Genomic DNA, 22,471 nt, shown 5'->3' with positions numbered 1-22,471 from the left:
GGAATCACTTACCTATGGCGCGCGGCATCAACAAGGTCATCCTGGTCGGCAACCTCGGCAACGACCCGGACGTGAAGTACACCCAGAGCGGCATGGCGATCACCCGCATCAGCCTGGCCACCACCAGCGTCCGCAAGGACAAGGATGGCAACCAGCAGGAACGCACTGAATGGCACCGCGTGGTGTTCTTCGGCAAGCTCGGCGAGATCGCCGGCGAGTACCTGCGCAAGGGCAGCTCGGTTTACGTCGAAGGCAGCCTGCGCTACGACAAGTACACCGGCCAGGACGGCGTGGAGAAGTACTCCACCGACATCGTCGCCGATGAAATGCAGATGCTGGGCGGCCGCGGTGAAGGCGGCGGTGGTGGCGGTAACTACGGCGGCGATCGCCCGCAGCGCCAGCAGGCCCCGCGCCAGGAGTACGGCGGTGGTGGTGGCCAGCGTGGTGGCCAGGGCGGCGGCTATGGCAACCAGGGCGGCAACCAGGGCGGTGGCTACGGCAACCAGGGCGGCAACCAGCGCCCGCAGCCGCAGCAGGCGCCGCCGATGGACGACTTCGCTGACGACGATATTCCGTTCTGATCGAACGCGCGCCTGCAGCAGAAAGGAAAGCCCCGCACATGCGGGGCTTTTCTTTTTCCGCGATGTCATCGCAGTGGTGCCCCGCAGCATTGATTTTCGTGCACTGCGACTTGCAAACAGACAATTTCCTCCCCTATGGTGCAATCGATTGCATTGCGGCAAATCCTCAGCGTTTGATGCCGGTTGGGAGGCCGGAAGGTGGATGTCCATCCCTACGATCAAACCCGGCCCATCCCCGGGGCTTACGCGCCGTGATGCGTTGCGTCTCGCCGTGGCCGGCAGCATTGGCCTGGGGGCGGCGGGCACGCTGCCCGCATTCGCCGCCGATGCACCGCTGAAGAGCAACCTGAAGCACTCCGTGGCGCGCTGGACGTTCCCGCAGCTGTCGGTGGCCCAGCTCTGCCAAACGGTGAAGCGCATCGGCTTCGCCGCCATCGATCTGGTCGGCCCCGAAGACTGGCCCACGCTGAAAGCCCATGGCGTGTACAGCTCGATGTGCAATGGCGCGGAGCTGGGCCTGACCAAGGGCTTTGCCGGCCGCCAGTTCCACGATCAGCTGGTGGAGCGCTACACGCGGCACATCGACCTGGTGGCCGATGCCGGCTATCGCAATCTCATCTGCTTCTCGGGCAACCGCAACGGCATGGACCCGCAGGAAGGCATCGCCACTGCCGAGGCCGGGCTCAAGCGCATCCTCGGGCACGCCGAGAAGCGTGGCGTGGTGCTGGTGATGGAGTTGTTGAACTCCCGGGTCGATCATCACGACTACCTGTGCGACCACTCGGCCTGGGGAGTGGAGCTGTGCCAGCGGCTGGGCTCGGACAACTTCGGCCTGCTCTACGACATCTATCACATGCAGATCATGGAAGGCGACATCATTGCCACCATCGGCAGGCATCACGCGTTCTTCAAGCACTACCACACCGCGGGTGTGCCGGGCCGGCATGAGATCGGTGACCAGCAGGAACTGAACTATCCGGCCATCTGTCGCGCGATCCGCGACAGCGGCTACGAGGGGTATCTGGCCCAGGAATTCATGCCTGTCGCGCCGGACCCGGTTGGCTCATTGCGCGAGGCGATCCGCCTCTGCGACGTCTGAAACGATATCCACCCAGGTGAGAAACCCATGGCAGATAATCACTACGACGCCATCGTTGTTGGCTCGGGAATCAGTGGCGGTTGGGCGGCAAAGGAACTGACCGAAAAGGGCCTGAAGGTCCTGATGCTCGAACGCGGGCGCAATATCGAGCACGTCAAGGACTACGTCAATGCGATGAAGGAGGCATGGGATTTCCCGCATCGCAACCGGCCAACGCAGGCGATGAAGGCCGACTTCCCGGTGCTGATGCGCGACTACGGCCTGGCCGAGAACCTGGAAGGGATGTGGGCCAACGAGCAGGAATCGCCCTATATCGAGACCAAGCGGTTCGACTGGTTCCGCGGCTACCACGTCGGCGGCCGCTCGCTGATGTGGGGCCGCCAGAGCTATCGCTTCTCCGACCTGGATTTCGAAGCGAACCTCAAGGACGGCATCGCCACCGACTGGCCGATCCGCTATGCCGACATCGCGCCCTGGTATGACCATGTGGAGAGATTCGCCGGTATCGCCGGCACACGCGAAGGTCTGGATGTGCTGCCGGACGGTGAGTTTCTGCCACCGATTCCGTTGAACATCGTCGAGAAGGATGTAGCTGCGCGGATCAAGAAGGCGTTTGGCGGAACGCGGCACCTGATCCACTCGCGCACCGCCAACATCACCAAGCCGATGCCCGAGCAGGGCCGCGTCAACTGCCAGTACCGCAACAAGTGCATCCTGGGCTGCCCGTTCGGTGCCTACTTCTCGACCCAGGCGGCGACGCTGCCGGCGGCGATGAAGACCGGCAACCTGACACTGCGGCCGTTCTCGATCGTCAAGGAAGTGCTCTACGACAAGGACCGCAAGCGCGCGCGCGGCGTGGAGGTCATCGACGCCGAAACCGGGCAGACCTACCAGTACACCGCCAAGGTCATTTTCCTCAATGCGTCGTCATTCAACTCGACCTGGCTGCTGATGAACTCGGCCACCGATGTCTGGGACGGCGGGCTGGGCTCCTCCTCGGGCGAACTGGGACACAACGTGATGGACCATCACTTCGGTGCCGGCGCCTCCGGCCGCGTCGAGGGCTACGAGGACAAGTACTACTTCGGGCGTCGCCCCTGCGGTTTCTACATTCCCCGCTTCCGCAACATCGCCGCCGAAAAGCGTGGCTACCTGCGTGGGTTCGGCTACCAGGGCGGCGCCAGCCGCACCGGCTGGTCGCGCGAGATCGCCGAATTGAACATCGGTGCCGACCTGAAGGAGGCGCTGACCGTGCCCGGTGACTGGCGCATCGGCATGACCGGCTTCGGCGAGATGCTGCCGCACCACGACAACACGATCCGCCTGGATCGGCAGCGCAAGGACAAGTGGGGGCTGCCGGTGCTGGCGATGGACGTTGCCATGCGCGCCAACGAACTGGCCATGCGCAAGGACATGGCCGCCGATGCCGCCGAGATGCTGGAGGCGGCCGGGGTCAAGGACGTGAAGATGCACGACAACGACTACGCGCCGGGCAAGGGCATCCATGAAATGGGAACCGCACGCATGGGCCGTGACCGGAAGAGCTCGGTACTGAACGCGCACAACCAGGTCTGGGACGCGCCCAACGTCTACGTGACCGACGGTGCCTGCATGACCTCCAGCGCCTGCGTGAACCCCTCACTGACCTACATGGCCTTGACCGCGCGCGCCGCCGACCACGCCGTGCGCGAACTGAAAGCGGGGAACCTGTGATGGATCGGCGCGAACTGCTGAAGATGATCGTGGCCGCCACCGGAGCGGCGATGGTGGGCCTGCCAGCGCTGGTGCACGGGCAGGGGGCGGCTGCACCCACACAGGTCCATTTTTCCGACGCCGATGTCGGCATGCTCGATGAGATCGCCGAGACCATCCTGCCGCGGACCCGGACGCCAGGGGCGAAGGACGCCGGCGCCGGCGCATTCATGGCGACGTTCGTCAGCGACTGCTACACCGCCCGGCAGCAGGCCACGTTCCGCGCCGGGCTGGCTGACATCGACAAACGCGCCGGCGGCCGCTTCGTCTCACTCACACCGGAGGCCCGCACCGAACTGCTGCGTGTTCTGGACGCGGAGGCCAGGGCGCGCCCTGCCGAGGTGACCGAGACCGGCACCGCCGAGGAGGGCGAAGCAATGCCGCATTACTTCACGATGATCAAGCAGTTGGCCATCTTCGGCTTCTTCACCTCCAAGGTCGGTGCGACCGGGGTGCTGCAGTACGTTGCCGTGCCAGGGCGCTACGACGGCGATCTGGCCTATGTTCCCGGTACCCCTGCATGGGGGACCAGCTGATGGAACGCACCATGAGGATCAAGCCTCTATGGATCGCAGCTGGGGTGTTCGCCGCTGCACCTGCGTTCGCGCAGGCCGCTGCCGATCCTGCGCGTGATCCGAAGAAGACCGAAGTGTGGTCACCCGTGCCGGCGATCGTGGCCACGCCGGCGGGCGCCGCGCCTTCCGACGCGATCGTGCTGTTCGATGGCAAGGATCTTTCGCGCTGGGAGTCCGAGCAGGGCGGGCGGGTGCCCTGGACCGTCGCCGACGGCGCGATGACCGTGGTGCCGGGCAGCAAGGGCATCCGCACCCGGCAGGGCTTCTGCGATGTGCAGCTGCATGTCGAGTGGCGCACGCCGGTCGAAACCCAGGGCTTCGATGGCCAGAACCGCGGCAACAGCGGCATCTTCCTGCAGGGACTGTACGAGCTGCAGGTGCTCGACAGCTACAACAACCCGACCTACGCCAACGGCCAGGCCGGCTCGATCTACAAGCAGGCCCTGCCGTTGGTGAATGCCTCACGGGCGCCGGGGCAGTGGCAGGCCTACGACATCATCTGGAAGGCCCCGCGCTTCTCGCCGGGCGGCGGGCTCGTCTCGCCCGCGCGCATCACCGTGCTGCACAACGGCGTGCTGGTGCAGGACGACATCGTGCTGGCGGGCAAGACCGAGTACATCGGCGCACCGTCGTACTCGCCCCATGCCTGCGCGCCGCTCTATCTGCAGGAGCACGATTCGAAGGTCAGCTACCGCAACATCTGGGTGCGCGAGCTGTAAAGCCGACCGACTACTTCGCCAGGTAACTGGCGATGTCGTCGATCTCCTGCTGCGACAGCTGTGGAAACGGCGGCATCAGTCCGCCGCCTTTCCGGATCTTGTCCTTGATCTGCGCGCCGTCCAGGCGCTTGCCGATATCGGTGAGCGCGGGGAACGCCCCCGGCATGCCGGCGCGATCCGCACCATGACAGGCGGTGCAGTTCGCGCTGTAGAGCTTGGCGCCGGCAGCCGGATCGTCCTTGCTCCACCCGGTGGTCGCAAGCGTTGCGCCGCACAGCATCACCGCCAGTTTCAGTATCGTCTTCAAGCGAGTCTCCTTCGCGGGCTAGCGCTGTGCGCCGGCTGGCGGGCTGACAGTCAGGTGTTCACGCAGGTAGTCCGCGCCGGTCTGGATCACCTTGGCCGGATCGCGCGGCTGGTCGTGCTCGAGGATGTACCACTGCACGCCGGCGGCGGATGCGGCCGGCAGGATCGCATTCCAGTCCAGGACGCCCTGGCCGACGGCGGCGAATCCACCTTCGTCCTCGGCCTGGCCCTTGGGCGCATTGTCCTTGGCGTGCACCGCGAACAGGCGGCCGCGGAACTTGCCCAGCATCACGGCCGGGTCGTGGCCGGCGCGTGCCACCCAGGCCAGGTCCAGCTCGGTCTGCAGGTCAGGTCCGGCGGCGGCAAACAGCCGTTCCAGGCCGGTCGTTCCGTTGACGTCGGCCAGTTCGAAGTCGTGGTTGTGGTAGGCCAGGCGCATGCCCTTGGCGCGCACCTGTCTGGCGAGGCGGCCCAGCTCCTGGCCCAGTGCGGTCCAGCCCGCCGCATCGGTCGGCCGGTCCTTCGCATCCAGGTAAGGCACCACCAGCGTGGTGTTGCCGATCGAGCGATTGAAGGCCACCACGCCGTCCAGGTCCCGGCGCAGTTCGGCCAGCGCCACGTGCGACGAGATGGCCCTGATTGAATACCGGTCCAGCAGCTGCTTGAGTTCGCTGGCGCTGACGCCCTGCGTGCCGACTGTTTCCACTGCATGTACGCCGGCGTCGTGGACGATCTTCAACTGCTGGTCGAGCGATCCGGCATTGCGCAGCGAGTACATCTGCACCGCAATGGGCTTCTGCGCGGCGACGGCTTGTCCTGCAAAGGCGGGCAGGGCAGCCATCAGCAGAAGTGCGAGCGCTGCGGTTCGGCGGACAGTGGCTTTCATCAGGCGTTCCTCCCGGGGTTCAGTCGATGGTGGTCCAGGCGCGCGTCCTGGCCGATGCGATGACGCGGTCAACGATCCGCGCTGAGCGCACGCCGTCGTCGAAGGTCGGCAGGCCCTCGGCGCGTTCGCCGTCGATGGCGCGATAGGTGTCGGCGACAAATGCATCGAAGCATGCGCTGTAGCCCTGCGCGTGCCCGGCCGGCAGCACCGACAACCGCCGCTGATCGGCACATCCCGCGCTCGGGCCGCGCACGAAGATTTCCTCGCGCTGGTCGGGCCGGCCGATCCACAACCGCTCTGCATCTTCCTGGTTGAAGGCCACGCTGGCGCGGGCACCATCGATCTCGAACCAGAGCCGATTGTGCCGCCCGGCCGAGACCTGGCTGGTCGTCAACGATGCCAGCGTGCCGGCGCCGGTCCTGAACAGGGCCATCGCCACATCTTCGCTGGCCACCGTCTGCAGCGTGCCGCCGGCGGCCGGGGGGCTGAAGCTCTGCGCGGTGCCGGCGCCGCGCTCGCTGATCACGGTGTCGAACGCCGCGCTGACCTCGGTGAAGCGTTCGCCGCTGACCCATTCCACCAGATCGCACCAGTGCGAGCCGATGTCGGCGAACACGCGGGAGGCACCCCCCAGTGCCGGGTCCACGCGCCAGTTGTTGCTGGCCGGGTCCAGCAGCCAGTCCTGCAGGTAGCTGCCGTGGATCAGGTGCAACGGCCCCAGTTCGCCCTGTGCAATGCGCGCGCGCGCCTCGCGCACCACAGGATGGTAGCGGTAGACGAAGGGAATCGTGGCGACAAGGCCGCGCGAGGCGGCCAGCGCCGCCAGCGCCTGCGCATCGGCCAGGGTGGTGGCCAGCGGCTTCTCGCAGATCACGTGCTTGCCCGCTTCCAGCACGGCTTGTGCCATCGGCCGGTGGAGGTGGTTGGGCGTGCAGATGTGCACGACCTGCACCTGTGGATCGGCGATGACCTCTTCGATATCCCGATAGGCGCGCGCGACATTCCACGAATGCGCAACCTCGCGTGCACGGTCCAGCGAAGAGCCGGCAACACCGCAGATCCGGGCACCGGCCAGCAGCGCCGCACGGCGGTGCACGGCGCCGATCATGCCGGTTCCGATGATGGCGATTCCAGGTGTTGGCATCGGCAAGCGTCCTCAGGGAGTGGAGGGGGCGGCAGCAGCGACCGGCCGGTCGCGGAACAGCAGCAGGAACGCGATCAGCACGACCAGTGCAACAGCGGCCGGGAACAGCCAGATCTGCTGCCAGTCCGGTCCTGCTGCGGTGGTGAAGTGCTCCACCACCGCGCCGGACAGGAAGGTGCCGATCAGCATGCCCACGCCATAGGTGGCCAGGGTGATGAAGCCCTGTGCACTGCTGCGCGCGTCGGGGCCGGCATGTGCATCGGTATAGATCTGGCCGGTAACGAAGAAGAAGTCGTAGCAGATGCCGTGCAGCACGATGCCGATCACCAGCAGCGGGAAGCCGCTGCCGGCATCGCCGAAGGCGAACAGGGCATAGCGCAGCACCCACGCGGCCATGCCAACGGCCAGCATCGTTTTCACCCCCAGCCGCACGAACAGGAACGGCATGGCGAGCATCAACAGCACTTCGGACACCTGGCCCAGCGATTGCAGGCCGGCAGCGCCACGTACGCCGAGGTCGTTGAGGTAGGGGTTGGTGAAGTTGTAGTAGAACGCCAGCGGGATGCAGATGGCGATGGAGGCCAGGAAGAACACCAGGTACGAGCGCGACTTCAGCAGCCGCAGCGAATCCAGCCCCAGGATCTGCCCCAGCCCCGCGTCGCGCTGCCGGGCCAGCGGCGGCGTGTGCGGCAGGGTGAACGCGTAGAGCCCCAGCACCAGCGATGCCACGGCCGCCATCTGGAAGGTGAGTTCGAGCCGGTGTGCCTGTTCCCAGCCCAGCCAGCCGATCAGCACACCGGCCACGATCCAGCCGACGCTGCCGGCCACGCGCACCAGCGGGAACTGCTTTTCCGGCGACTGCATGTGACGCATCGCCACGCTGTTGGCCAGCGCCAGTGTCGGCATGAACAGCAGCATGTAGCCCATCACGCAGGCGGAGAACGTGCTGAAGCTGCTCGCGGTGGAGGCCAGCCAGAGCAGCACCGCGCCGGCCAGGTGCAGCACCGCCAGGATGCGCTGCGCGGCGAAGTAGCGGTCTGCGATCAGCCCGACCAGGAACGGCGCGACGATCGCACCGATCGACTGGCTGAGGAAGGCGGTGGCCACCTGGCTCGCGCTGGCCTGCAGCGGGCCCTGCACCAGGTAGGTGCCCAGGGTCACGAACCAGGCGCCCCAGATGAAGAACTGCAGGAACATCATCGCGCCCAAGCGCGACATGGCGTGCGTCATGGCTTGCCCTCCCGGGGCGGTAATGGCTCAGATTCCCAGCATGCGGTGCAGAGAAGCGGTGTCGGTGCCGCTGTCGGCGAAGTCGTCGAAAGCGCGTTCGGTCACACGGATAATGTGGTCGCGGATGAAGGCCACGCCCTCGCGTGCGCCGTCTTCCGGGTGCTTCAGGCAGCACTCCCATTCGAGCACGGCCCAGCCCGGGAAGTCGTACTGCGCGAACTTCGAGAAGATCGCCTTGAAGTCGATCTGGCCATCGCCCAACGAGCGGAACCGCCCCGGGCGATCGATCCAGTCCTGGTAGCCGCCATACACGCCGCTGCGCGCGCTGGGGCGGTACTCGGCATCCTTGACGTGGAAGATGCCGATGCGGTCGTGATAACGATCGATGAAGCCGAGGTAGTCCAGCTGCTGCAGCAGCAGATGGCTGGGGTCGTACAGGATCTTCGCGCGTGGATGCTGGTCGACCACCTCGAGGAAACGCTCGAAGGTTGCGCCGTCGTGCAGGTCTTCGCCCGGGTGGATTTCGAAACACAGATCGACGCCGCAGGCATCGAACGCATCGAGGATGGGCCGCCAGCGGCGGCCGAGTTCGGCGAAGGCTTCTTCCACCAGGCCGTGGGGGCGCTGCGGCCAGGGGTAGAAGTAGGGCCAGGCCAACGCGCCGGAGAAGGTGGCATGCGCGCTCAGCCCGAGGTTCCGGCTGGCCTGGGCCGCCAGCAGCAGCTGCTCTACCGCCCAGGCCTGCCGTGCCTCCGGATCGCCGCGCTTGTCCGCCGGCGCAAACCCGTCGAACAGGCTGTCGTAGGCGGGGTGGACGGCCACCAGCTGCCCTTGCAGGTGGGTGGACAGCTCGGTGATCTGCAGCCCGTGCCCGGCCAGCATGCCGGCGATGTCATCGCAGTAGGTCTGGCTGCGCGCGGCCTCGGCCAGATCGAACAGGTGGGGCGCGTTGGTGGGGACTTGTACGCCAGAATAGCCCAGGCCCGCGGCCCAGCCGGCCAGCGTGTCCAGTCGATCAAAAGGAGCTGTGTCGCCGATGAACTGCGCCAGGAACAGCGCGGGACCCTTGAGCGTCTTCAAGAGGATTCGCCCTCGATGCAATCGATTGCATTATCCTAGCAGGGGCGCACGCAGGAGCTGTTGTGCACTGCACAGCGGAGAGGACTAACGCCATGGCCACCATCTACGACATTGCAAAGCACGTCGGCGTCTCCGCCGGCACCGTGTCGCGCGCGCTTTCGCGGCCGGACAAGGTACTGCCGGCCACGCGCACCCGCATCGAGCAGGCCGCCGCCGCGCTGGGCTATGTACCCAACACGGTCGCGCGGACGCTCAAGACCCAGCGCAGCGGCAAGATCCTGGTCACCGTGCCGGACATCGCCAACCCGTTCTTCGCGCAGATCCTGCAGGGTGCCGAAGACGCCGCGCAGGCGCTCGGCTACGCGGTATTGCTGGGCGATACCCAGGACCAACCCGACCGCGAGGAGCGCTATGCACAGATGCTCCGTCGCAACGAGGCCGACGGCATGATCGTGCTCGGGCATCGCCTGCCGCCCACCGCACGCGCCATCGTCGAGCAGCAGGGGGCCGCCGCACCGGTGGTCAATGGCTGCGAGTTCGACCCAGCGCTCGGGCTGCCCAGCGTCCACATCGACAATGCGGCCGCCGCACGCGCGGTGATGGAACACCTGTATGCGCTGGGCCACGAGCGGATCGCCGTGGTCGGCGGGCCGCCCGACAACCCGCTGCACCAGCAGCGCCTGGAAGGAGTGCGGGCTGCCGCCAGGGCGCGCGGGCGCCTGCGCCAGCTGAACATCGTGCCGGGCGATTTCTCGGTCGATTCCGGCCATGCCGCGGCGACGGCGCTGCTGGCCGCCACGCCCGCACCGACGGCGATATTCTGCTTCAGCGACCAGATGGCGCTGGGGGCCCTGGCGGCCTGCCGCGATCTGGGCATCCGCGTACCCGATGACCTGTCCATCGTCGGCTTCGATGATCTGGCTTCGTCGCGTTACCTCACGCCGCCACTGACCACCATCCGGCAACCGATGCGGGAAATCGGCGAGCGCGCGGTCAACCTGCTGCTGGCCATCATCGAGCGTGCCGATGTGCCGCTTCAGCAGACGCTGGAGTTCAGCCTGATGGTGCGGGGCTCGACGGCCGCGCCACGGCGCGGGTGAGGGCGGGGCGCACGATCAGCGCCTGCGCTCGTACCAGCGTTGCGACGCATTGACGATGCGGACCACCGACAGCATCACCGGTACCTCGATCAGCACGCCGACCACCGTCGCCAGTGCTGCACCGGAATGCACGCCGAACAGGCCCACCGCGGTCGCCACGGCCAGTTCGAAGAAGTTGCTGGCGCCGATCAGCGCCGACGGACCGGCCACGCAATGGGCAACGCCCAGCTGCCGGTTCAACAGGTAGGCCAGCCCTGCGTTGAAGTACACCTGGATCAGGATCGGCACCGCGATCAGCGCGATGACCAGCGGCTGCTGCACGATCTGGCGGCCCTGGAAGCCGAACAACAGCAGCAGGGTCAGCAGCAGCGCGGCCAGCGACAGCGGGCCGAGCGCGCGCAGCACGGCCTGCAGGCCGTCCTGGCCACGACGCGCCAGCAGCATGCGGCGCAGCACTGAGGCAGCGATCACCGGCGCGATGATGTACAGGCCCACCGACAGGATCAGCGTATTCCACGGCACGCTGATGGCCGACAGGCCCAGCAGCAACGCCACCACCGGCGCATAGGCCACCACCATGATCGCGTCGTTCAGCGCCACCTGGCTCAGCGTGAAGTTGGCATCGCCGCGGCACAGGTTGCTCCACACGAACACCATCGCCGTGCACGGCGCTGCCGCCAACAGGATCAGGCCGGCGATGTAGCTGTCGACCTCCCCGGGCGGTAGCCAGCCGGCGAAGGCATGGCGCAGGAACAGCCAGCCCAGCAGCGCCATCGAGAACGGCTTGACTGCCCAGTTGATGAACAGCGTCACGCCGATGCCCTTCCAGTGCTGGCCGACCTGGCGCATCGCGCCGAAGTCGACCTTCAGCAGCATCGGGATGATCATCAGCCAGATCAGCACCGCCATCGGCAGGTTGACCCTGGCCACTTCGGTGCGCGCCAGCGCGGCAAATGCAGCGGGCAGGAAATGGCCCAGTGCGGTGCCCGCCGCGATGCACAATGCGACCCACAAGGTGAGGTGGCGTTCGAAGCGCCCCATCGGAGCGGGACGGCTCATGCGTGCGGGTCTGCGGGCTGCACGAAACCGATCTGGTCCAGGGTGTGTTTCAGTTCACCACGGTCGTTCCAGGTGGCAGCCGGCAGGGCCAGCAAGGCGAGTAGCCGGGCCTTCACGATGGCATGGGCCTGGGCAAACGCCTGCGCTTTGTCGGCGTCGCTGCCTTCGACTGCGGCCGGATCCGGCAGGCCCCAGTGCGTGCGCAGGAAATCGCCGAACACCACCGGGCAGGTTTCCGCCGCAGCGGCGTCGCAGACGGTGATCACCAGGTCCATGGGTGCGGCGTGGGCGAACACGTCCCAGGATTTGCTGTGCAGCCCGGCGGTGGCGATGCCGTCGACCTGCAGCTGGGCGATGGCGAACGGATTGACCTGGCCGGTCGGCTGGCTGCCGGCACTGAAGACCTCGAAGCGATGCCCGGCCCAGGCCCGCAGGGTGGCTTCGGCGAGCACGCTGCGGGCGGAATTGCCGGTACACAGGAACAGCACGCGCAGGGGGTTCACAAGGAGATCTCCGTTCAGCAGGCGCAGTCGGGCGCGTTGGGGCTGCAGCCCGGCGCGGGTGAGCCGGCACAGCAGTTGTGGGTGAGGTAATCGATCAGGCCGGTCATGGCGTTGAAGTTGGCGCGGTAGCAGACGTTGCGGCCCTGGCTCTGGCTTTCCACCAGGCCGGCCTGCAGCAGTTCCTTCAGGTGGAAACTCAGCGTGGCCGGTGGCACCTGCAGGATCGAGGCGATGTCGCCGGCCATGCGCCCAGCGGGCCCGGCTTCGACCAGCAGGCGGAAGGCGGCCAGGCGGGTGGCGTGGCCGAGGGCGGTGAGGGCTGCGATTGCATTCTTTGTTTCCATATTTCTAGAATAATCGAATGAACAAGCCGATCTCAAGTACCGCACTGCCGAATCTGCTCGAAGCTGCCCTTCCGCCGCCCGATCCCGCTCTGCTGGCCGCCGGCGATGCCGGGCCTCCCAGGATCCTGCTGCTGTATGGCTCGCTGCGGCCAGAATCGTTCAGCCGCAAGCTGGCACTGGAGGCCGAGCGCGTGCTGCGCCATCTCGGCTGCCAGACGCGGGTGTTCGACCCGCACGGGTTGCCGATGCTGGACAGCACCGACAAGCACCACCCGGAGGTGCAGCGCCTGCGTGCGTGGTCGCTGTGGGCGGAGGGCCACGTGTGGATCAGTCCGGAACGCCACGGCACGGTGACCGGCGTGTTCAAGAACCAGATCGACTGGTTGCCGCTGGAGGACGGCGGGATGCGTCCTACCCAGGGCAGGACGCTGGCGGTGATGCAGGTCAGCGGGGGCTCGCAGTCGTTCAACACCGTCAACACGCTGCGTGTACTGGGGCGCTGGATGCGCATGCTGACCATTCCCAACCAGTCCTCGGTGGCCAAGGCCTGGCAGGAGTTTGACGAAGACGGACGGATGAAACCCTCCGCGTTCTATGACCGGGTGGTGGATGTGATGGAGGAGCTGGTCAAATTCACCCTGCTGACACGCGGTCGGTCGGATTACCTGGTGGATCGCTACAGCGAACGCAAGGGCAATCAGCAGGCGGCCGTGCTCGCCAGCGCTTCGGGAGCGGATGCAGCGAAGTAGTTCTACTGCGTCCGATGCCACGTTGATCCCGAATTGACGCAAAGCTGTCAGACTCGCTGCAGGCCGCCCGCCAGGGCCGTAGTGGAACGTGCGATCACGCAGAGGGGTCGTCAATGCCTTACTTCACCGACTCGACGGAAGTGGCGGTCGAAGGCATTGGCGCGGCCCGGCGCATCGGCTGGATGCGCTTCGTCGGCAACGGGCTGGGTGCGGTTCCCATCGCCTCGATCATCCTCGAGCGCCAGGATGGCGCGCTGGCCTGGGTCCTGCTGCTGCTCAACGCGTTGGCCTGGCCGGCGCTGGCGCTGCTGCTGACCCATCGTTCGCGCCAGCCCGCGGTGGTCCAGTTCCGCTGCATGGTGGCCGATTCCCTCTTCGGCGGCGGCTGGATCGCTTTCATGGGCCTCAGTGCGGTACCCAGTGCACTGTTCGCCGCGTTGCTGGTGGCCGACAAGATCGCCGCCGGCGGCGTGCGCCTGGCACTGCGCGCAACGCTGGCGCTGGTGCTGGGTTTCGCGCTTACCTGGTGGGCGCTGGGGTTCCCGTATCAACCGGTGTCGTCGCAGCGCACGATCGTGCTCAGCGTGCCCTTCCTGTTTGTCTACGGCATCGGGCTCAGCATCCTCAGCTGGCAGCTGGCGCGCCGGGTGAAATCACAGAACCGGCAGCTGCAGCGGTTGAGCCGGATGGATCCGCTGGTTGAACTGGCCAACCGTGGTTTCCTGATCGTGCGCGCGCAGCAGGCGCTGGACCGCGCACAGGGGCAGGGGCGCTTCGCCTGCCTGTTGATGCTGGACGTGGACGATTTCAAGCACATCAACGATTCCCATGGCCACCGCGCCGGGGATGAAGTACTGCGCCACATCGCCGCCACCCTGCGCAGCTTCGCCCGGCCCGGCGATACGCCCGCGCGGCTGGGCGGCGACGAGTTCGTGGTACTGCTGCATGACTGTGCGCCGGCAGATGCGATGCACGTAGCCGAGCGCGTCCGGCTGCGCCTGCTGGAGGTGGCCCGGCAGGCCACCCCGGGGGTCGAGTTCAGCGTCAGCATCGGCATCGCGGCCACCCCCCGGGGCGGCAGCGTGGAGGACTGGCTGGCGCTGGCCGACCGCGCCCTTTACCACGCCAAGCGGCAGGGCAAGAACACCGCCAGCTACGGCGAATGAGGCCACCTGCACCGCATCGCTACCGGTCCGTGGCTGGCCCGGTGGCGGTTCAGCCTGCACGCGGCATTGCGCCGGCAATCCTCTACCATGGGCCACCCTGCCCGGACGTACCGCCATGCAAGACGCTCTCGTTGCCCAGCCCAAGCCCCCAGTTGCACGGATCGCGGCCTGGTTGATGATGCTGCTGGGCATGTGGCTGGCGCTGAAACTGGGGCTGGTGGTGACGCTGTTGTCGGGCCTGCTGGTGTTCCAGCTGACCCATGTGCTGGCCTCCACGGTGGAGGGCCGGCTGCCACCGGGACGGGCGCGGGCGATCGCGGTGATCCTGCTGTCCGCCGTGATCATCAGTGCATTGGTCCTGGCCGGGATCGGCATCGCCTCGTTCTTCCGCACCGAGACCGGTGGCCCGGACGCGCTGCTGGGGCACCTGATGGAGATCCTCAACAGTTCGCGCCACCAGGTACCGGCACTGTTGCAGCCCTATATTCCCGAAGACATGCCGGCATTGCGTGCGGCGCTCAATGAGTGGGCGGCCGAACACCAGCGCCAGCTGGGTGTGGCCGGCACCTCGGCGGTGCAGGTGGGCGTGCGCATCCTGATCGGCATGGTGCTCGGCGCCATGATCGCGCTGTACGACGAGCTGCCGCTGCCGAAGATGGGGCCGCTGGCGCAGGAACTGATCGGCCGTACCAGCCGCCTGGCCACCGCGTTCCGCCAGGTGGTGTTCGCGCAGGTCAAGATCTCGCTGCTCAACACGGTGTTCACCGGCATTTTCCTGCTGGGCGTGCTGCCGCTGTTCGGCGTGCACCTGCCGCTGTCCAAGACCCTGGTGCTGATCACCTTCCTGGCCGGCCTGCTGCCGGTGGTGGGCAACCTCATCTCCAACACCGTCATCACCATCGTCGCGCTGTCGGTCTCGTTCTATGTGGCAGTGGCCGCGCTGCTGTACCTGATCGTGATCCACAAGCTGGAGTACTTCCTCAACGCACGCATCGTCGGTGGCGAGATCCAGGCCCGTGCCTGGGAGCTGCTGCTGGCGATGCTGGTGATGGAAGCGGCGTTCGGCCTGCCGGGCCTGGTCGCCGCGCCGGTGTTCTATGCCTACATCAAGCGCGAACTGGTGGATCAGCGCTGGATCTGATCCGCTGTGACGTGGTCCGGCTGATCCACTGATCCACATGCAGGGGGCTACATCGATGGGTCGCGGGGCATCGCCAATCAGTCTGCAGACATGGCTCTGGATACTGGGCGGCCTGTTCGTGCTGTGCACGCTGCCATTGATGGCCATCGCGCTGGTGCAGGGGACGCAGCGCTTCGTTGAAGCCGAGACCAACCTGGTCAGCCTGCGCCAGCTGCGCCAGACCTTCGAGCTGGCCAATCTGATCTCGGCCGAGCGTGGCCCGGCCAACAGCCTGCTCGGCGCAGACCCGGCCGACGCAGGCACGCACGCGCGATTGGCCGCGCAGCTGGCGGCGGCACGGCAACGGGTGGATGCCGCGCTGCTGCAGCTCGATGCGGTCTTCGGGGCCGACCCTGGGGAGGTGGATGGCCAGGGCATGCTGGCCGATGCACGGCGCCGGCTGTCCTCGGCGCGCGCTGCGGTGGACCAGATCGTGGCACGACCACCCGATGCGCGGCGGGTGGAAGAGGTGGAGCGTGCGATCAACAGCATGTTCGCCGTGGTCGATCGTCTGCACCTGCTGACCTCGGCACAGATCAACGCGCTGGTGCGCGCCGACCGCGAGGCTGCCATCCCGGCGATGCAGGGCCAAGTGCTGATCGACCTGCGCGAACACGGTGGCCGGCTGGCCTCCAACGTGATGGCGCCGGTGGCGGTACCCGGCGCGTGGCGCGATGAGCAGGTGCGTGCCGCGTTGCAGACCGAAGGCCGCCTGCTCGAGCTGTGGCATCTGGCAGGCAGCCATGAGTCGGTGTTCCGCAGCGACCCGACGCTGTCCTGGCATTGGGACATGGCGCGACGGCAGTTTTTCGGCGAGTCGCTGCCGATGATCGAGCAGCTGATCGAGGAGGGGCGGCGCGGCCGACCACCGCCGTGGACCGCGGCCGAGTTCACCACGCGCTACGTACCGACGCTGCGTTCGCTGGAGGAACTGCGCGACGGCTATCTGCGGGTGTCGATCGATCGCTTCGAGCACGCCCGCAACCGCGAGGTGACACGGCTGGGGGTGCTGGTCGCCACCGCGCTGGGCACGCTGCTGGTGTTGGGCGGCGCCCTGCGCATCGCCCATCGGCAGATCCTGCGCCCGCTGCTGCAGGCGCAGAAGCAGGTGATCCAGATTGCCTCGGATACGCCCGGTCCGGAGCAGCACGCCACCCATCCACTGGCCGAGATGCAGCGCCTGTTCGATGCCATCGAAGTGCTGCGCGGGAGCTCGCGTGAACGCTCGGCGCTGACCAGTGAACTGCGCCAGCTGGCCGGCACCGATGAACTGACCGGGCTGTTGAACCGGCGCGCGCTGGAAGAAAGGGTGCAGCAGCGCCATGCCGAAGGAGGCGTGGACGCCGTAGTGATCCTGCTGGACGTGGACCGCTTCAAGGCCATCAACGATGGCCATGGCCACGATGCCGGCGACGCGGTGCTGGTACAGGTGGCCCGATTGCTGCAGCGTCATCTGCGCCGCAGCGACAGCATTGCCCGCTACGGCGGCGAGGAATTCCTGGTGCTGCTGGCCGACGGTGACCTGGCCGCCGGCCGGCAGCTGGCCGAATCGCTGCGCGTGGCCCTGCGCCAGCTCGATATTGCGGTGGCCGGTGATGACGTGCTGCGGGTGACCGCCAGCTTTGGCGTTGCGCAGGGCGGTACCGATGCGCTGGGCTGGCGGGCCCTGCTGCGCGCTGCCGACGCGGCGATGTACCAGGCCAAGGCGCAGGGCCGTGATCGGGTGCGGGTGGCCGGTGGACGTGGTGGACGTGGTGGACGCTGAGGGCGGCGTTCATCGCCGGCGCACGCGCCGGCCCCTAGACTGGCCGCCCCGGACGTTGCAGGAGCTGGACATGATCATGCGCCCCCTCGTGGCAGCCATGCTGCTGGCCGGCGTGCTGGCTGGCTGCAGCACACCCTCGCAGACGTCGGCCGATGAGCCGCACCCGCCCACCCTGGGCGCCGGCCTGAGCCCGGTTCCGGCCTTCACCGGCGGCGGTGCCGGCTGGCGCATCGAGATCGCGTCCACCGGCAAGGGCAACCACGATGCCAGCCTCAGCGCAGATGGCCGCACCCATACCGGCATGCTGCGCTATCTGGGCCAACCCGCCGATGCACCCAGTACGCTGATCGTGCTCAACGGTGAGCTGGGCAGGCAGCCGGCCATCGTCGAGATCAAGCGCGAGCCGTGCCGCAATGCCGAGGGCGTGGATACACAGGCCAGCGTGCAGGTGACGATGGAAGGGCAACCGCAGCGCCGCGGCTGCGGCCACCTGGCGGTGTACTGAGCCGGCATGGGCCATGCTTGAAATCCCCACCCTGCACACCGCACGCCTACGGCTGCGCCCGCAACGACTGGACGACTTCGGCGTCTATGCCGCGTTCCTGGCCTCGCCGCGTGCACGCGGCATGGGCGGTCCGTTTGGCGAAGTGGCGGCCTGGGGCCAGTTCTGCCATGACCTGGCCAGCTGGCACCTGTTCGGCCACGGCGCGCTGATGATCGAGCGTAGCGACAGTGGCGCCTGCATCGGCCAGGTCGGCATCAATCACGGCCCGCTGTTCCCGGAAAAGGAACTGGGCTGGTTGCTGTACGACGGCCACGAAGGCCAGGGCTTTGCCACCGAAGCGGCCGGCGCGCTGCGCGACTGGGCATTCGTGGTGGTGCAGCTGCCGACCCTGGTCAGCTACATGGCGCCGGACAATGTCGCCTCGCAGGCAGTGGCAACGCGCCTGGGCGGCGTGCTCGATGCGCAGGCCACGCGCAGCGACGCGCAGGATCTGGTGTACCGCTACCCCGCGGGGTAGCGCCGGCCGCTGGCCGGCATCATCACGTGAGCCGCCCTCCCGTGCTGCAGGTACCATGTCGGAGGGAATGCCTTCGATTCAGTTTTTCACGCCGGTTGTGATATATCGTTTATCGATAAATCCACCCCGGGGCGGCGAGGCCACCCCAATGCCGGAGGCCGCTTGACCGCTCGTCCCGCCCGCGCCACTGCCGCGCGAGGCTTGTTCACCCTGGCCCTGGCCGCCGTACAGGCGGTCCGCGCGATGTGCTGGCTGGGCATCCTGGCCGCCCTGCTGGCCGTGCCGCTGGTCGCCCATGATCGTCGCTGGCTGCTCGACAGCGTGCATGACACCGCTGCGGCGGCCGCGCACGGCAGCGACCTGTTCCTGCATTTCTGCCTGGGGTTGGGCGCGATCATTGCGCTGCTGGTGCTGTGCCTGCTGTTCCTGCGTCACCTGCTGCGGCTGCTGAAGTCGGCCGCGCGTGAGCGTCCGTTCACCCACGCCAATGCGCAGCGCCTGCAGCGCATGGCCTGGCTGATGCTGGCCATGGAACTGCTGTCGATCCTGATCGGGGTCTACGCGGCCTGGATGGGGCCGGACTTCACCTGGATGGAAGTCGGCGGCGGCATGTCGATCACCGGCCTGGTGGCGGTACTGATGCTGTTCGTGCTGGCGCGGGTGTTTGCCGCGGGCGCGGCGATGCGTGACGACCTGGACGGTGTGATCTGATGGGCGCGCGCTGATGGCGATCATCATCACCCTGGACCGCATGCTGCAGGAGCGAGGCATGACCCTGTCCGAGCTGGCGGCGCGCATCGATATCACTCTGGCGAACCTGTCGATCCTGAAGACCGGCAAGGCGCGCGCCATCCGCTTTTCCACCCTGGATGCCATCTGCCGGGAGCTGCAATGCACGCCCGGCGACCTGCTCGGGCACGACCCGGCGCAGGTGCAGGATGGTGACTGAGTGGCTTTCCCTTTTTTCTCCCCACTGACGAAACGGACCTGAAATGGAATGGTTGGCTGACCCCTCGATCTGGATGGGCCTTGCAACCCTGGTCGTGCTGGAGATCGTGCTCGGCATCGACAACCTGGTGTTCATCGCGATCCTGGCCGACAAGCTGCCGCCGCACCAGCGCGACCGCGCGCGGGTAATCGGCCTGGCACTGGCGTTGCTGATGCGGCTGGTGCTGCTGGCCGCGCTGGCCTGGATCATGAAGCTGACCGAACCGCTGCTCACGCTGTTCGACCACAGTTTCTCCGGGCGTGACCTGATCCTGCTGGGCGGCGGCCTGTTCCTGCTGTTCAAGGGCACGATGGAGCTGCACGAACGGCTGGAAGGCCGCGAGCACCATGAAGACGGCAAGAAGGTCTATGCCAGTTTTGCGATGGTGGTGGCGCAGATCGTCGTGCTCGATGCGGTGTTCTCGCTGGACTCGGTGATCACCGCGGTCGGCATGGTCGACAACCTGGGCGTGATGTACGCCGCAGTGACCATCGCGATGGCATTGATGCTGGTGGCCAGCAAGCCGCTGACCCGCTTCGTCAACAAGCATCCTACGGTGGTGGTGCTGTGCCTGGGCTTCCTGCTGATGATCGGTTTCAGCCTGGTGGCCGAGGGCCTGGGCTACAAGATCCCGAAGGGCTATCTGTATGCGGCCATCGCCTTCTCGATCCTGGTCGAGGCGTTCAACCAGTGGGTGCGCTTCAACCGCGAGCGCAACGAGCGCCGCCAGCCGTTCCGCCAGCGCACCGCCGATGCGGTGCTGAGGATGCTCGGCGCGCGCCCGGCCAATGGCCACGACGATGCCGGCGAGGAGTCGCATGAGGATGCCGAAGAGCGCCTGCAGCCGGCCGAGCACGAGATGATCCGCAGCGTGCTGGGCCTGGCCGACCGGCCGGTATCGAGCGTGATGACCGTGCGCGCTGACGTGCAGTGGATCGACCTGGCGCGTGGCCAGGACGATGTGGTTGCACGCCTGGTGGCCTCGCCGCATACCCGCCTGCTGGTGGGTGATGGCGATCTGGACAGCCTGCGTGGCGTGGTGCAGAGCCGCGATCTGCTGGCCGACCTGCTGCAGGGCAGGTCGCTGCAGCTGGAAGGCAATCTGCGCGAACCGCAGTATGTGTTGTCCAGTGCCAGCGCGCTGCAGGCCCTGGAACTGATCCGCCAGCACCCGGTGCCGCTGGCGGTGGCGGTGGACGAGTACGGCAGCGTGGAAGGCCTGGTCACCGCCAATGACCTGCTGGCCGCCATTGCCGGTGACCTGGTTGACACCCAGGACGAGCGCTATGGCGTGGTCGCGCAGAGCGAGCAGCAGTGGGAAGCCGACGGTGCGTTGACCCTGGACGACCTGCAACGGCTGACCGGTGTGTCGTTGCCGCGCAGTGCCGACTACATGACCATCTCCGGGCTGGTGCTGGAGCAGCTGGGCCGCCTGCCGGACATCGGTGACGCGGTGGAGATCGCCGACGTGCGCATCACCGTACTGGCGATGGAGAAGCGCCGCATCGCCCGCCTGCGGGTGGAACGCCTGGCGCATTCGTAGCGTCGAGCCATGCTCGACTGCCCGTCACGTAGAGTCGAGGTTGCTTGACTGGCTTTTGAGCAGTCGAGCAGGGCTCGGCTCTACACAACGCGGCCGGCACCCTTCACCATGGCGGGCCCGCTTTCTTCACCGGATGGTTGCAGTGCTGAGTACGATCGGTTTGTTGATGGGCCTGTATGTGGCCTGGCGCCTGCTCTGGCCACTGCGCATGCACGCCTGGCTGAAGATCGTGCTGTCGCTGCTGCTGGTGGCCGTTGCCGTGCAGCTGCGCATCGTGGCTGCCTTCTGGGGCACGATGGCGTCACCGGAGATTCCGAAGCTGGCCATCGCCACGCTGGCCACCGGATCGACGGCGGTGCTGCTGCTGGCGTTGGCCATGCTGGTGCTGGATGCCGGCCTGCTGCTTTCCCGCCTGCTGCGCTGGCCACGCGCCGCGTCAGCGCTTCGCGGCCCGAAGCTGCGGCCCGTAGCCGGCGTGCTGGCCCTGCTGGTCAGTGGCTATGGCATCAGCCAGGGCATGGCCGTGCCCCAGACCCGGCAGATTGAGGTGGCGATCAACGATCTGCCGCCCGCGTTCGACGGCTACCGCGTGCTGCAGCTGACCGACATCCACGCCAGCCGACTGCTGACCGGCGACTGGGTGCGCAAGGTGGTGGCCGGGAGCAACGCATTGAAGCCGGACCTGATCGTGATCACCGGCGATCTGATCGATGGCAGCGTGCACGCCCGCCGCGATGATGCGCGCCCGCTGGCCGATCTGCGCGCACCCGACGGCGTCATTGCCATCACCGGCAACCACGAGTACTACGCGCAGTACCAGGACTGGATGCAGGCGTTCCGCGCGCTGCACATGCAGGTGCTGGAGAACAGCCATCTGCAGGTGCGCCGCGGTGACGCTGCGCTGACCATCGCCGGTGTCACCGATCCGGTGGCGGCCCGCTATGGCCTGCCGTTGCCGGATATCGATGCCGCGCTGGCAGGGGCTGATCGGTCCGCGCCGGTGATCCTGCTCGATCACCGTCCGCGCAATGCGCGCGAGGCCGCCGCCCGTGGCGTGGCGCTGCAGCTGTCCGGGCATACCCATGGTGGGCAGATCATCGGCATGGACCAGCTGGTGAAGCGGGCCAACGGGGGTTTCGTCTCCGGGCGCTACGAAGTCGATGGCATGACCTTGTACGTGAGCAACGGTGCCGGTCTTTGGGCAGGTTTCCCGGCGCGCATCGGCGTGCCGTCGGAGATCACCCTGATCACGCTGCGCCGCACGCTGTGACCTGAAGTGGGGTCAGATCCCTTTCCCACCGGGAAAGGGATCTGACCCCAAAGACCTGGAAGGAACCATGGCCCACCGGCGCGCGCTGGCGTGGCCCGGAGGAGATGCAGCGGCATGCGGCAGCCTGCGTGGAATACGACCAACGCCATGAACAGCTTGCGTTCCCGGGTGGCTACGCCAATGCACTGAAGCAACCGGCTGAGCACGATCCGACTACGGCGGATGTCGTGCTGACCATCCTCGAGGTGCGGCCATACTTCTTCCGTTCCGGATACATGTGGAAGACGCTGTTGAAGTGCGTGCAGCGGGTGCCAATGGGCGCCAAGCACCAGGCCAGGCTGCAGAAGATCCTCGTGGCCTATGCGGTGTACCGCGCCGCGCGAAGCCAGTAGGGGTCAGATCCCTTGGCC

Annotated in this window: 25 protein-coding genes; 17 read left to right on the top strand and 8 right to left on the bottom strand. The window is 67.1% G+C overall.

The window, feature by feature from the left end:
- Positions 1-14: 14 nt before the first annotated feature.
- The 5 genes from AC5YGJ_RS01295 (at position 15) to AC5YGJ_RS01275 (ending at position 4,726) form a co-directional block, all read left to right on the top strand.
- A complete protein-coding gene (locus AC5YGJ_RS01295) occupies positions 15-581 on the top strand; it encodes a single-stranded DNA-binding protein (RefSeq protein WP_496185498.1) in 567 nt (188 codons plus the stop codon).
- Between the two features lie 202 nt (positions 582-783).
- Entirely contained in the window at positions 784-1,680 is an 897-nt protein-coding gene (locus tag AC5YGJ_RS01290; protein WP_496185497.1) for a hydroxypyruvate isomerase family protein, read from the top strand.
- 27 nt (positions 1,681-1,707) lie between these two features.
- The gene (locus AC5YGJ_RS01285; RefSeq protein ID WP_496185496.1) at positions 1,708-3,393 is read left to right on the top strand and encodes a GMC oxidoreductase; all 1,686 of its coding nucleotides are present in this window, start codon (positions 1,708-1,710) and stop codon (positions 3,391-3,393) included.
- Positions 3,393-3,968, top strand: coding sequence for a gluconate 2-dehydrogenase subunit 3 family protein (locus AC5YGJ_RS01280; RefSeq protein ID WP_409461078.1), 576 nt, complete (start codon positions 3,393-3,395; stop codon positions 3,966-3,968). The genes AC5YGJ_RS01285 and AC5YGJ_RS01280 overlap by 1 nt, the downstream gene beginning before the upstream one ends.
- Positions 3,953-4,726, top strand: coding sequence for a 3-keto-disaccharide hydrolase (locus AC5YGJ_RS01275; protein WP_496185495.1), 774 nt, complete (start codon positions 3,953-3,955; stop codon positions 4,724-4,726). The genes AC5YGJ_RS01280 and AC5YGJ_RS01275 overlap by 16 nt, the downstream gene beginning before the upstream one ends.
- 10 nt (positions 4,727-4,736) lie before the next feature.
- Here AC5YGJ_RS01275 and AC5YGJ_RS01270 read toward each other — a convergent pair whose 3' ends face one another.
- The 5 genes from AC5YGJ_RS01270 to AC5YGJ_RS01250 are packed head-to-tail and all read right to left on the bottom strand — an operon-like array spanning position 4,737 to position 9,372.
- Positions 4,737-5,033 (bottom strand): c-type cytochrome, encoded by a 297-nt coding sequence (locus AC5YGJ_RS01270; protein WP_309334638.1) that lies wholly within the window; start codon positions 5,031-5,033, stop codon positions 4,737-4,739.
- An 18-nt stretch (positions 5,034-5,051) separates the two neighbouring features.
- Complete coding sequence (locus tag AC5YGJ_RS01265; protein ID WP_496185494.1) at positions 5,052-5,918, bottom strand: sugar phosphate isomerase/epimerase family protein; 867 nt, start codon at positions 5,916-5,918, stop codon at positions 5,052-5,054.
- Positions 5,919-5,937: 19 nt separating this feature from the next.
- Positions 5,938-7,062 carry a Gfo/Idh/MocA family protein gene (locus AC5YGJ_RS01260; protein WP_496185493.1) on the bottom strand — a complete coding sequence of 375 codons (1,125 nt, stop codon included), beginning with the start codon at positions 7,060-7,062 and terminating at the stop codon, positions 5,938-5,940.
- Between the two features lie 12 nt (positions 7,063-7,074).
- Positions 7,075-8,292 (bottom strand): nucleoside permease, encoded by a 1,218-nt coding sequence (locus AC5YGJ_RS01255; RefSeq protein ID WP_496185492.1) that lies wholly within the window; start codon positions 8,290-8,292, stop codon positions 7,075-7,077.
- A 27-nt stretch (positions 8,293-8,319) separates the two neighbouring features.
- Positions 8,320-9,372 (bottom strand): sugar phosphate isomerase/epimerase family protein, encoded by a 1,053-nt coding sequence (locus AC5YGJ_RS01250; RefSeq protein WP_249844740.1) that lies wholly within the window; start codon positions 9,370-9,372, stop codon positions 8,320-8,322.
- 92 nt (positions 9,373-9,464) lie between these two features.
- Here AC5YGJ_RS01250 and AC5YGJ_RS01245 point away from each other — a divergent pair, with 92 nt between their 5' ends.
- The gene (locus AC5YGJ_RS01245) at positions 9,465-10,472 is read left to right on the top strand and encodes a LacI family DNA-binding transcriptional regulator (protein WP_249844739.1); all 1,008 of its coding nucleotides are present in this window, start codon (positions 9,465-9,467) and stop codon (positions 10,470-10,472) included.
- A 15-nt stretch (positions 10,473-10,487) separates the two neighbouring features.
- Here the strand turns inward: AC5YGJ_RS01245 and arsB are convergent, their stop codons facing one another.
- The 3 genes from arsB to AC5YGJ_RS01230 are packed head-to-tail and all read right to left on the bottom strand — an operon-like array spanning position 10,488 to position 12,378.
- On the bottom strand, positions 10,488-11,513 hold the full coding sequence (gene arsB / locus AC5YGJ_RS01240) for an ACR3 family arsenite efflux transporter (RefSeq protein WP_496185608.1): 1,026 nt from the start codon (positions 11,511-11,513) through the stop codon (positions 10,488-10,490).
- 14 nt (positions 11,514-11,527) lie between these two features.
- Positions 11,528-12,034 carry an arsenate reductase ArsC gene (locus AC5YGJ_RS01235; protein WP_496185491.1) on the bottom strand — a complete coding sequence of 169 codons (507 nt, stop codon included), beginning with the start codon at positions 12,032-12,034 and terminating at the stop codon, positions 11,528-11,530.
- Between the two features lie 14 nt (positions 12,035-12,048).
- A complete protein-coding gene (locus AC5YGJ_RS01230; RefSeq protein WP_309334628.1) occupies positions 12,049-12,378 on the bottom strand; it encodes an ArsR/SmtB family transcription factor in 330 nt (109 codons plus the stop codon).
- Between the two features lie 17 nt (positions 12,379-12,395).
- On the opposite strand from AC5YGJ_RS01230, the gene arsH reads away from it, so the two are divergent.
- From arsH to AC5YGJ_RS01175, 11 genes are all read left to right on the top strand, one after another.
- Positions 12,396-13,127, top strand: coding sequence for an arsenical resistance protein ArsH (arsH, locus tag AC5YGJ_RS01225; RefSeq protein ID WP_496185490.1), 732 nt, complete (start codon positions 12,396-12,398; stop codon positions 13,125-13,127).
- Positions 13,128-13,240: 113 nt separating this feature from the next.
- Positions 13,241-14,293: a sensor domain-containing diguanylate cyclase gene (locus tag AC5YGJ_RS01220; RefSeq protein ID WP_496185489.1), complete on the top strand. Its 1,053-nt coding sequence runs from the start codon at positions 13,241-13,243 to the stop codon at positions 14,291-14,293.
- Between the two features lie 115 nt (positions 14,294-14,408).
- Positions 14,409-15,434, top strand: coding sequence for an AI-2E family transporter (locus tag AC5YGJ_RS01215; RefSeq protein ID WP_409461086.1), 1,026 nt, complete (start codon positions 14,409-14,411; stop codon positions 15,432-15,434).
- 55 nt (positions 15,435-15,489) lie between these two features.
- A complete protein-coding gene (locus AC5YGJ_RS01210) occupies positions 15,490-17,238 on the top strand; it encodes a GGDEF domain-containing protein (RefSeq protein ID WP_496185488.1) in 1,749 nt (582 codons plus the stop codon).
- Between the two features lie 70 nt (positions 17,239-17,308).
- Positions 17,309-17,743 (top strand): hypothetical protein, encoded by a 435-nt coding sequence (locus AC5YGJ_RS01205; protein WP_496185487.1) that lies wholly within the window; start codon positions 17,309-17,311, stop codon positions 17,741-17,743.
- A gap of 13 nt (positions 17,744-17,756) precedes the next feature.
- On the top strand, positions 17,757-18,260 hold the full coding sequence (locus tag AC5YGJ_RS01200; protein WP_496185486.1) for a GNAT family N-acetyltransferase: 504 nt from the start codon (positions 17,757-17,759) through the stop codon (positions 18,258-18,260).
- A gap of 243 nt (positions 18,261-18,503) precedes the next feature.
- Entirely contained in the window at positions 18,504-18,971 is a 468-nt protein-coding gene (locus tag AC5YGJ_RS01195; RefSeq protein WP_496185607.1) for a DUF2975 domain-containing protein, read from the top strand.
- A gap of 13 nt (positions 18,972-18,984) precedes the next feature.
- Positions 18,985-19,209, top strand: a complete 225-nt coding sequence (locus tag AC5YGJ_RS01190; RefSeq protein ID WP_249844730.1) for a helix-turn-helix domain-containing protein — start codon at positions 18,985-18,987, stop codon at positions 19,207-19,209.
- 43 nt (positions 19,210-19,252) lie between these two features.
- Positions 19,253-20,791, top strand: a complete 1,539-nt coding sequence (locus AC5YGJ_RS01185; protein ID WP_496185485.1) for a TerC family protein — start codon at positions 19,253-19,255, stop codon at positions 20,789-20,791.
- Between the two features lie 133 nt (positions 20,792-20,924).
- Positions 20,925-22,061, top strand: coding sequence for a metallophosphoesterase (locus tag AC5YGJ_RS01180; RefSeq protein WP_409461088.1), 1,137 nt, complete (start codon positions 20,925-20,927; stop codon positions 22,059-22,061).
- 104 nt (positions 22,062-22,165) lie between these two features.
- The gene (locus AC5YGJ_RS01175) at positions 22,166-22,453 is read left to right on the top strand and encodes a hypothetical protein (RefSeq protein WP_496185484.1); all 288 of its coding nucleotides are present in this window, start codon (positions 22,166-22,168) and stop codon (positions 22,451-22,453) included.
- Positions 22,454-22,471: the final 18 nt, after the last annotated feature.

This window comes from Stenotrophomonas sp. CS3K5, from assembly GCF_059515225.1.
This window is presented reverse-complemented; position numbering and strand designations above follow the sequence as displayed.

Excerpts from the sequence above, each read along its gene's own strand:
- AC5YGJ_RS01210 (WP_496185488.1), top strand. The coding sequence starts at position 15,490 with ATGGGTCGCGGGGCATCGCCAATCAGTCTGCAGACATGGCTCTGGATA.
- AC5YGJ_RS01280 (WP_409461078.1), top strand. The coding sequence starts at position 3,393 with ATGGATCGGCGCGAACTGCTGAAGATGATCGTGGCCGCCACCGGAGCG.
- AC5YGJ_RS01275 (WP_496185495.1), top strand. The coding sequence starts at position 3,953 with ATGGGGGACCAGCTGATGGAACGCACCATGAGGATCAAGCCTCTATGG.
- AC5YGJ_RS01200 (WP_496185486.1), top strand. The coding sequence starts at position 17,757 with ATGCTTGAAATCCCCACCCTGCACACCGCACGCCTACGGCTGCGCCCG.
- AC5YGJ_RS01255 (WP_496185492.1), bottom strand. The coding sequence starts at position 8,292 with ATGACGCACGCCATGTCGCGCTTGGGCGCGATGATGTTCCTGCAGTTC.
- AC5YGJ_RS01180 (WP_409461088.1), top strand. The coding sequence starts at position 20,925 with ATGGTTGCAGTGCTGAGTACGATCGGTTTGTTGATGGGCCTGTATGTG.
- AC5YGJ_RS01230 (WP_309334628.1), bottom strand. The coding sequence starts at position 12,378 with ATGGAAACAAAGAATGCAATCGCAGCCCTCACCGCCCTCGGCCACGCC.
- AC5YGJ_RS01295 (WP_496185498.1), top strand. The coding sequence starts at position 15 with ATGGCGCGCGGCATCAACAAGGTCATCCTGGTCGGCAACCTCGGCAAC.
- arsH (WP_496185490.1), top strand. The coding sequence starts at position 12,396 with ATGAACAAGCCGATCTCAAGTACCGCACTGCCGAATCTGCTCGAAGCT.
- AC5YGJ_RS01190 (WP_249844730.1), top strand. The coding sequence starts at position 18,985 with ATGGCGATCATCATCACCCTGGACCGCATGCTGCAGGAGCGAGGCATG.
- AC5YGJ_RS01245 (WP_249844739.1), top strand. The coding sequence starts at position 9,465 with ATGGCCACCATCTACGACATTGCAAAGCACGTCGGCGTCTCCGCCGGC.
- AC5YGJ_RS01185 (WP_496185485.1), top strand. The coding sequence starts at position 19,253 with ATGGAATGGTTGGCTGACCCCTCGATCTGGATGGGCCTTGCAACCCTG.
- arsB (WP_496185608.1), bottom strand. The coding sequence starts at position 11,513 with ATGGGGCGCTTCGAACGCCACCTCACCTTGTGGGTCGCATTGTGCATC.
- AC5YGJ_RS01265 (WP_496185494.1), bottom strand. The coding sequence starts at position 5,918 with ATGAAAGCCACTGTCCGCCGAACCGCAGCGCTCGCACTTCTGCTGATG.
- AC5YGJ_RS01175 (WP_496185484.1), top strand. The coding sequence starts at position 22,166 with ATGCAGCGGCATGCGGCAGCCTGCGTGGAATACGACCAACGCCATGAA.
- AC5YGJ_RS01285 (WP_496185496.1), top strand. The coding sequence starts at position 1,708 with ATGGCAGATAATCACTACGACGCCATCGTTGTTGGCTCGGGAATCAGT.
- AC5YGJ_RS01260 (WP_496185493.1), bottom strand. The coding sequence starts at position 7,062 with ATGCCAACACCTGGAATCGCCATCATCGGAACCGGCATGATCGGCGCC.
- AC5YGJ_RS01220 (WP_496185489.1), top strand. The coding sequence starts at position 13,241 with ATGCCTTACTTCACCGACTCGACGGAAGTGGCGGTCGAAGGCATTGGC.
- AC5YGJ_RS01195 (WP_496185607.1), top strand. The coding sequence starts at position 18,504 with ATGTGCTGGCTGGGCATCCTGGCCGCCCTGCTGGCCGTGCCGCTGGTC.
- AC5YGJ_RS01205 (WP_496185487.1), top strand. The coding sequence starts at position 17,309 with ATGATCATGCGCCCCCTCGTGGCAGCCATGCTGCTGGCCGGCGTGCTG.
- AC5YGJ_RS01215 (WP_409461086.1), top strand. The coding sequence starts at position 14,409 with ATGCAAGACGCTCTCGTTGCCCAGCCCAAGCCCCCAGTTGCACGGATC.
- AC5YGJ_RS01290 (WP_496185497.1), top strand. The coding sequence starts at position 784 with ATGTCCATCCCTACGATCAAACCCGGCCCATCCCCGGGGCTTACGCGC.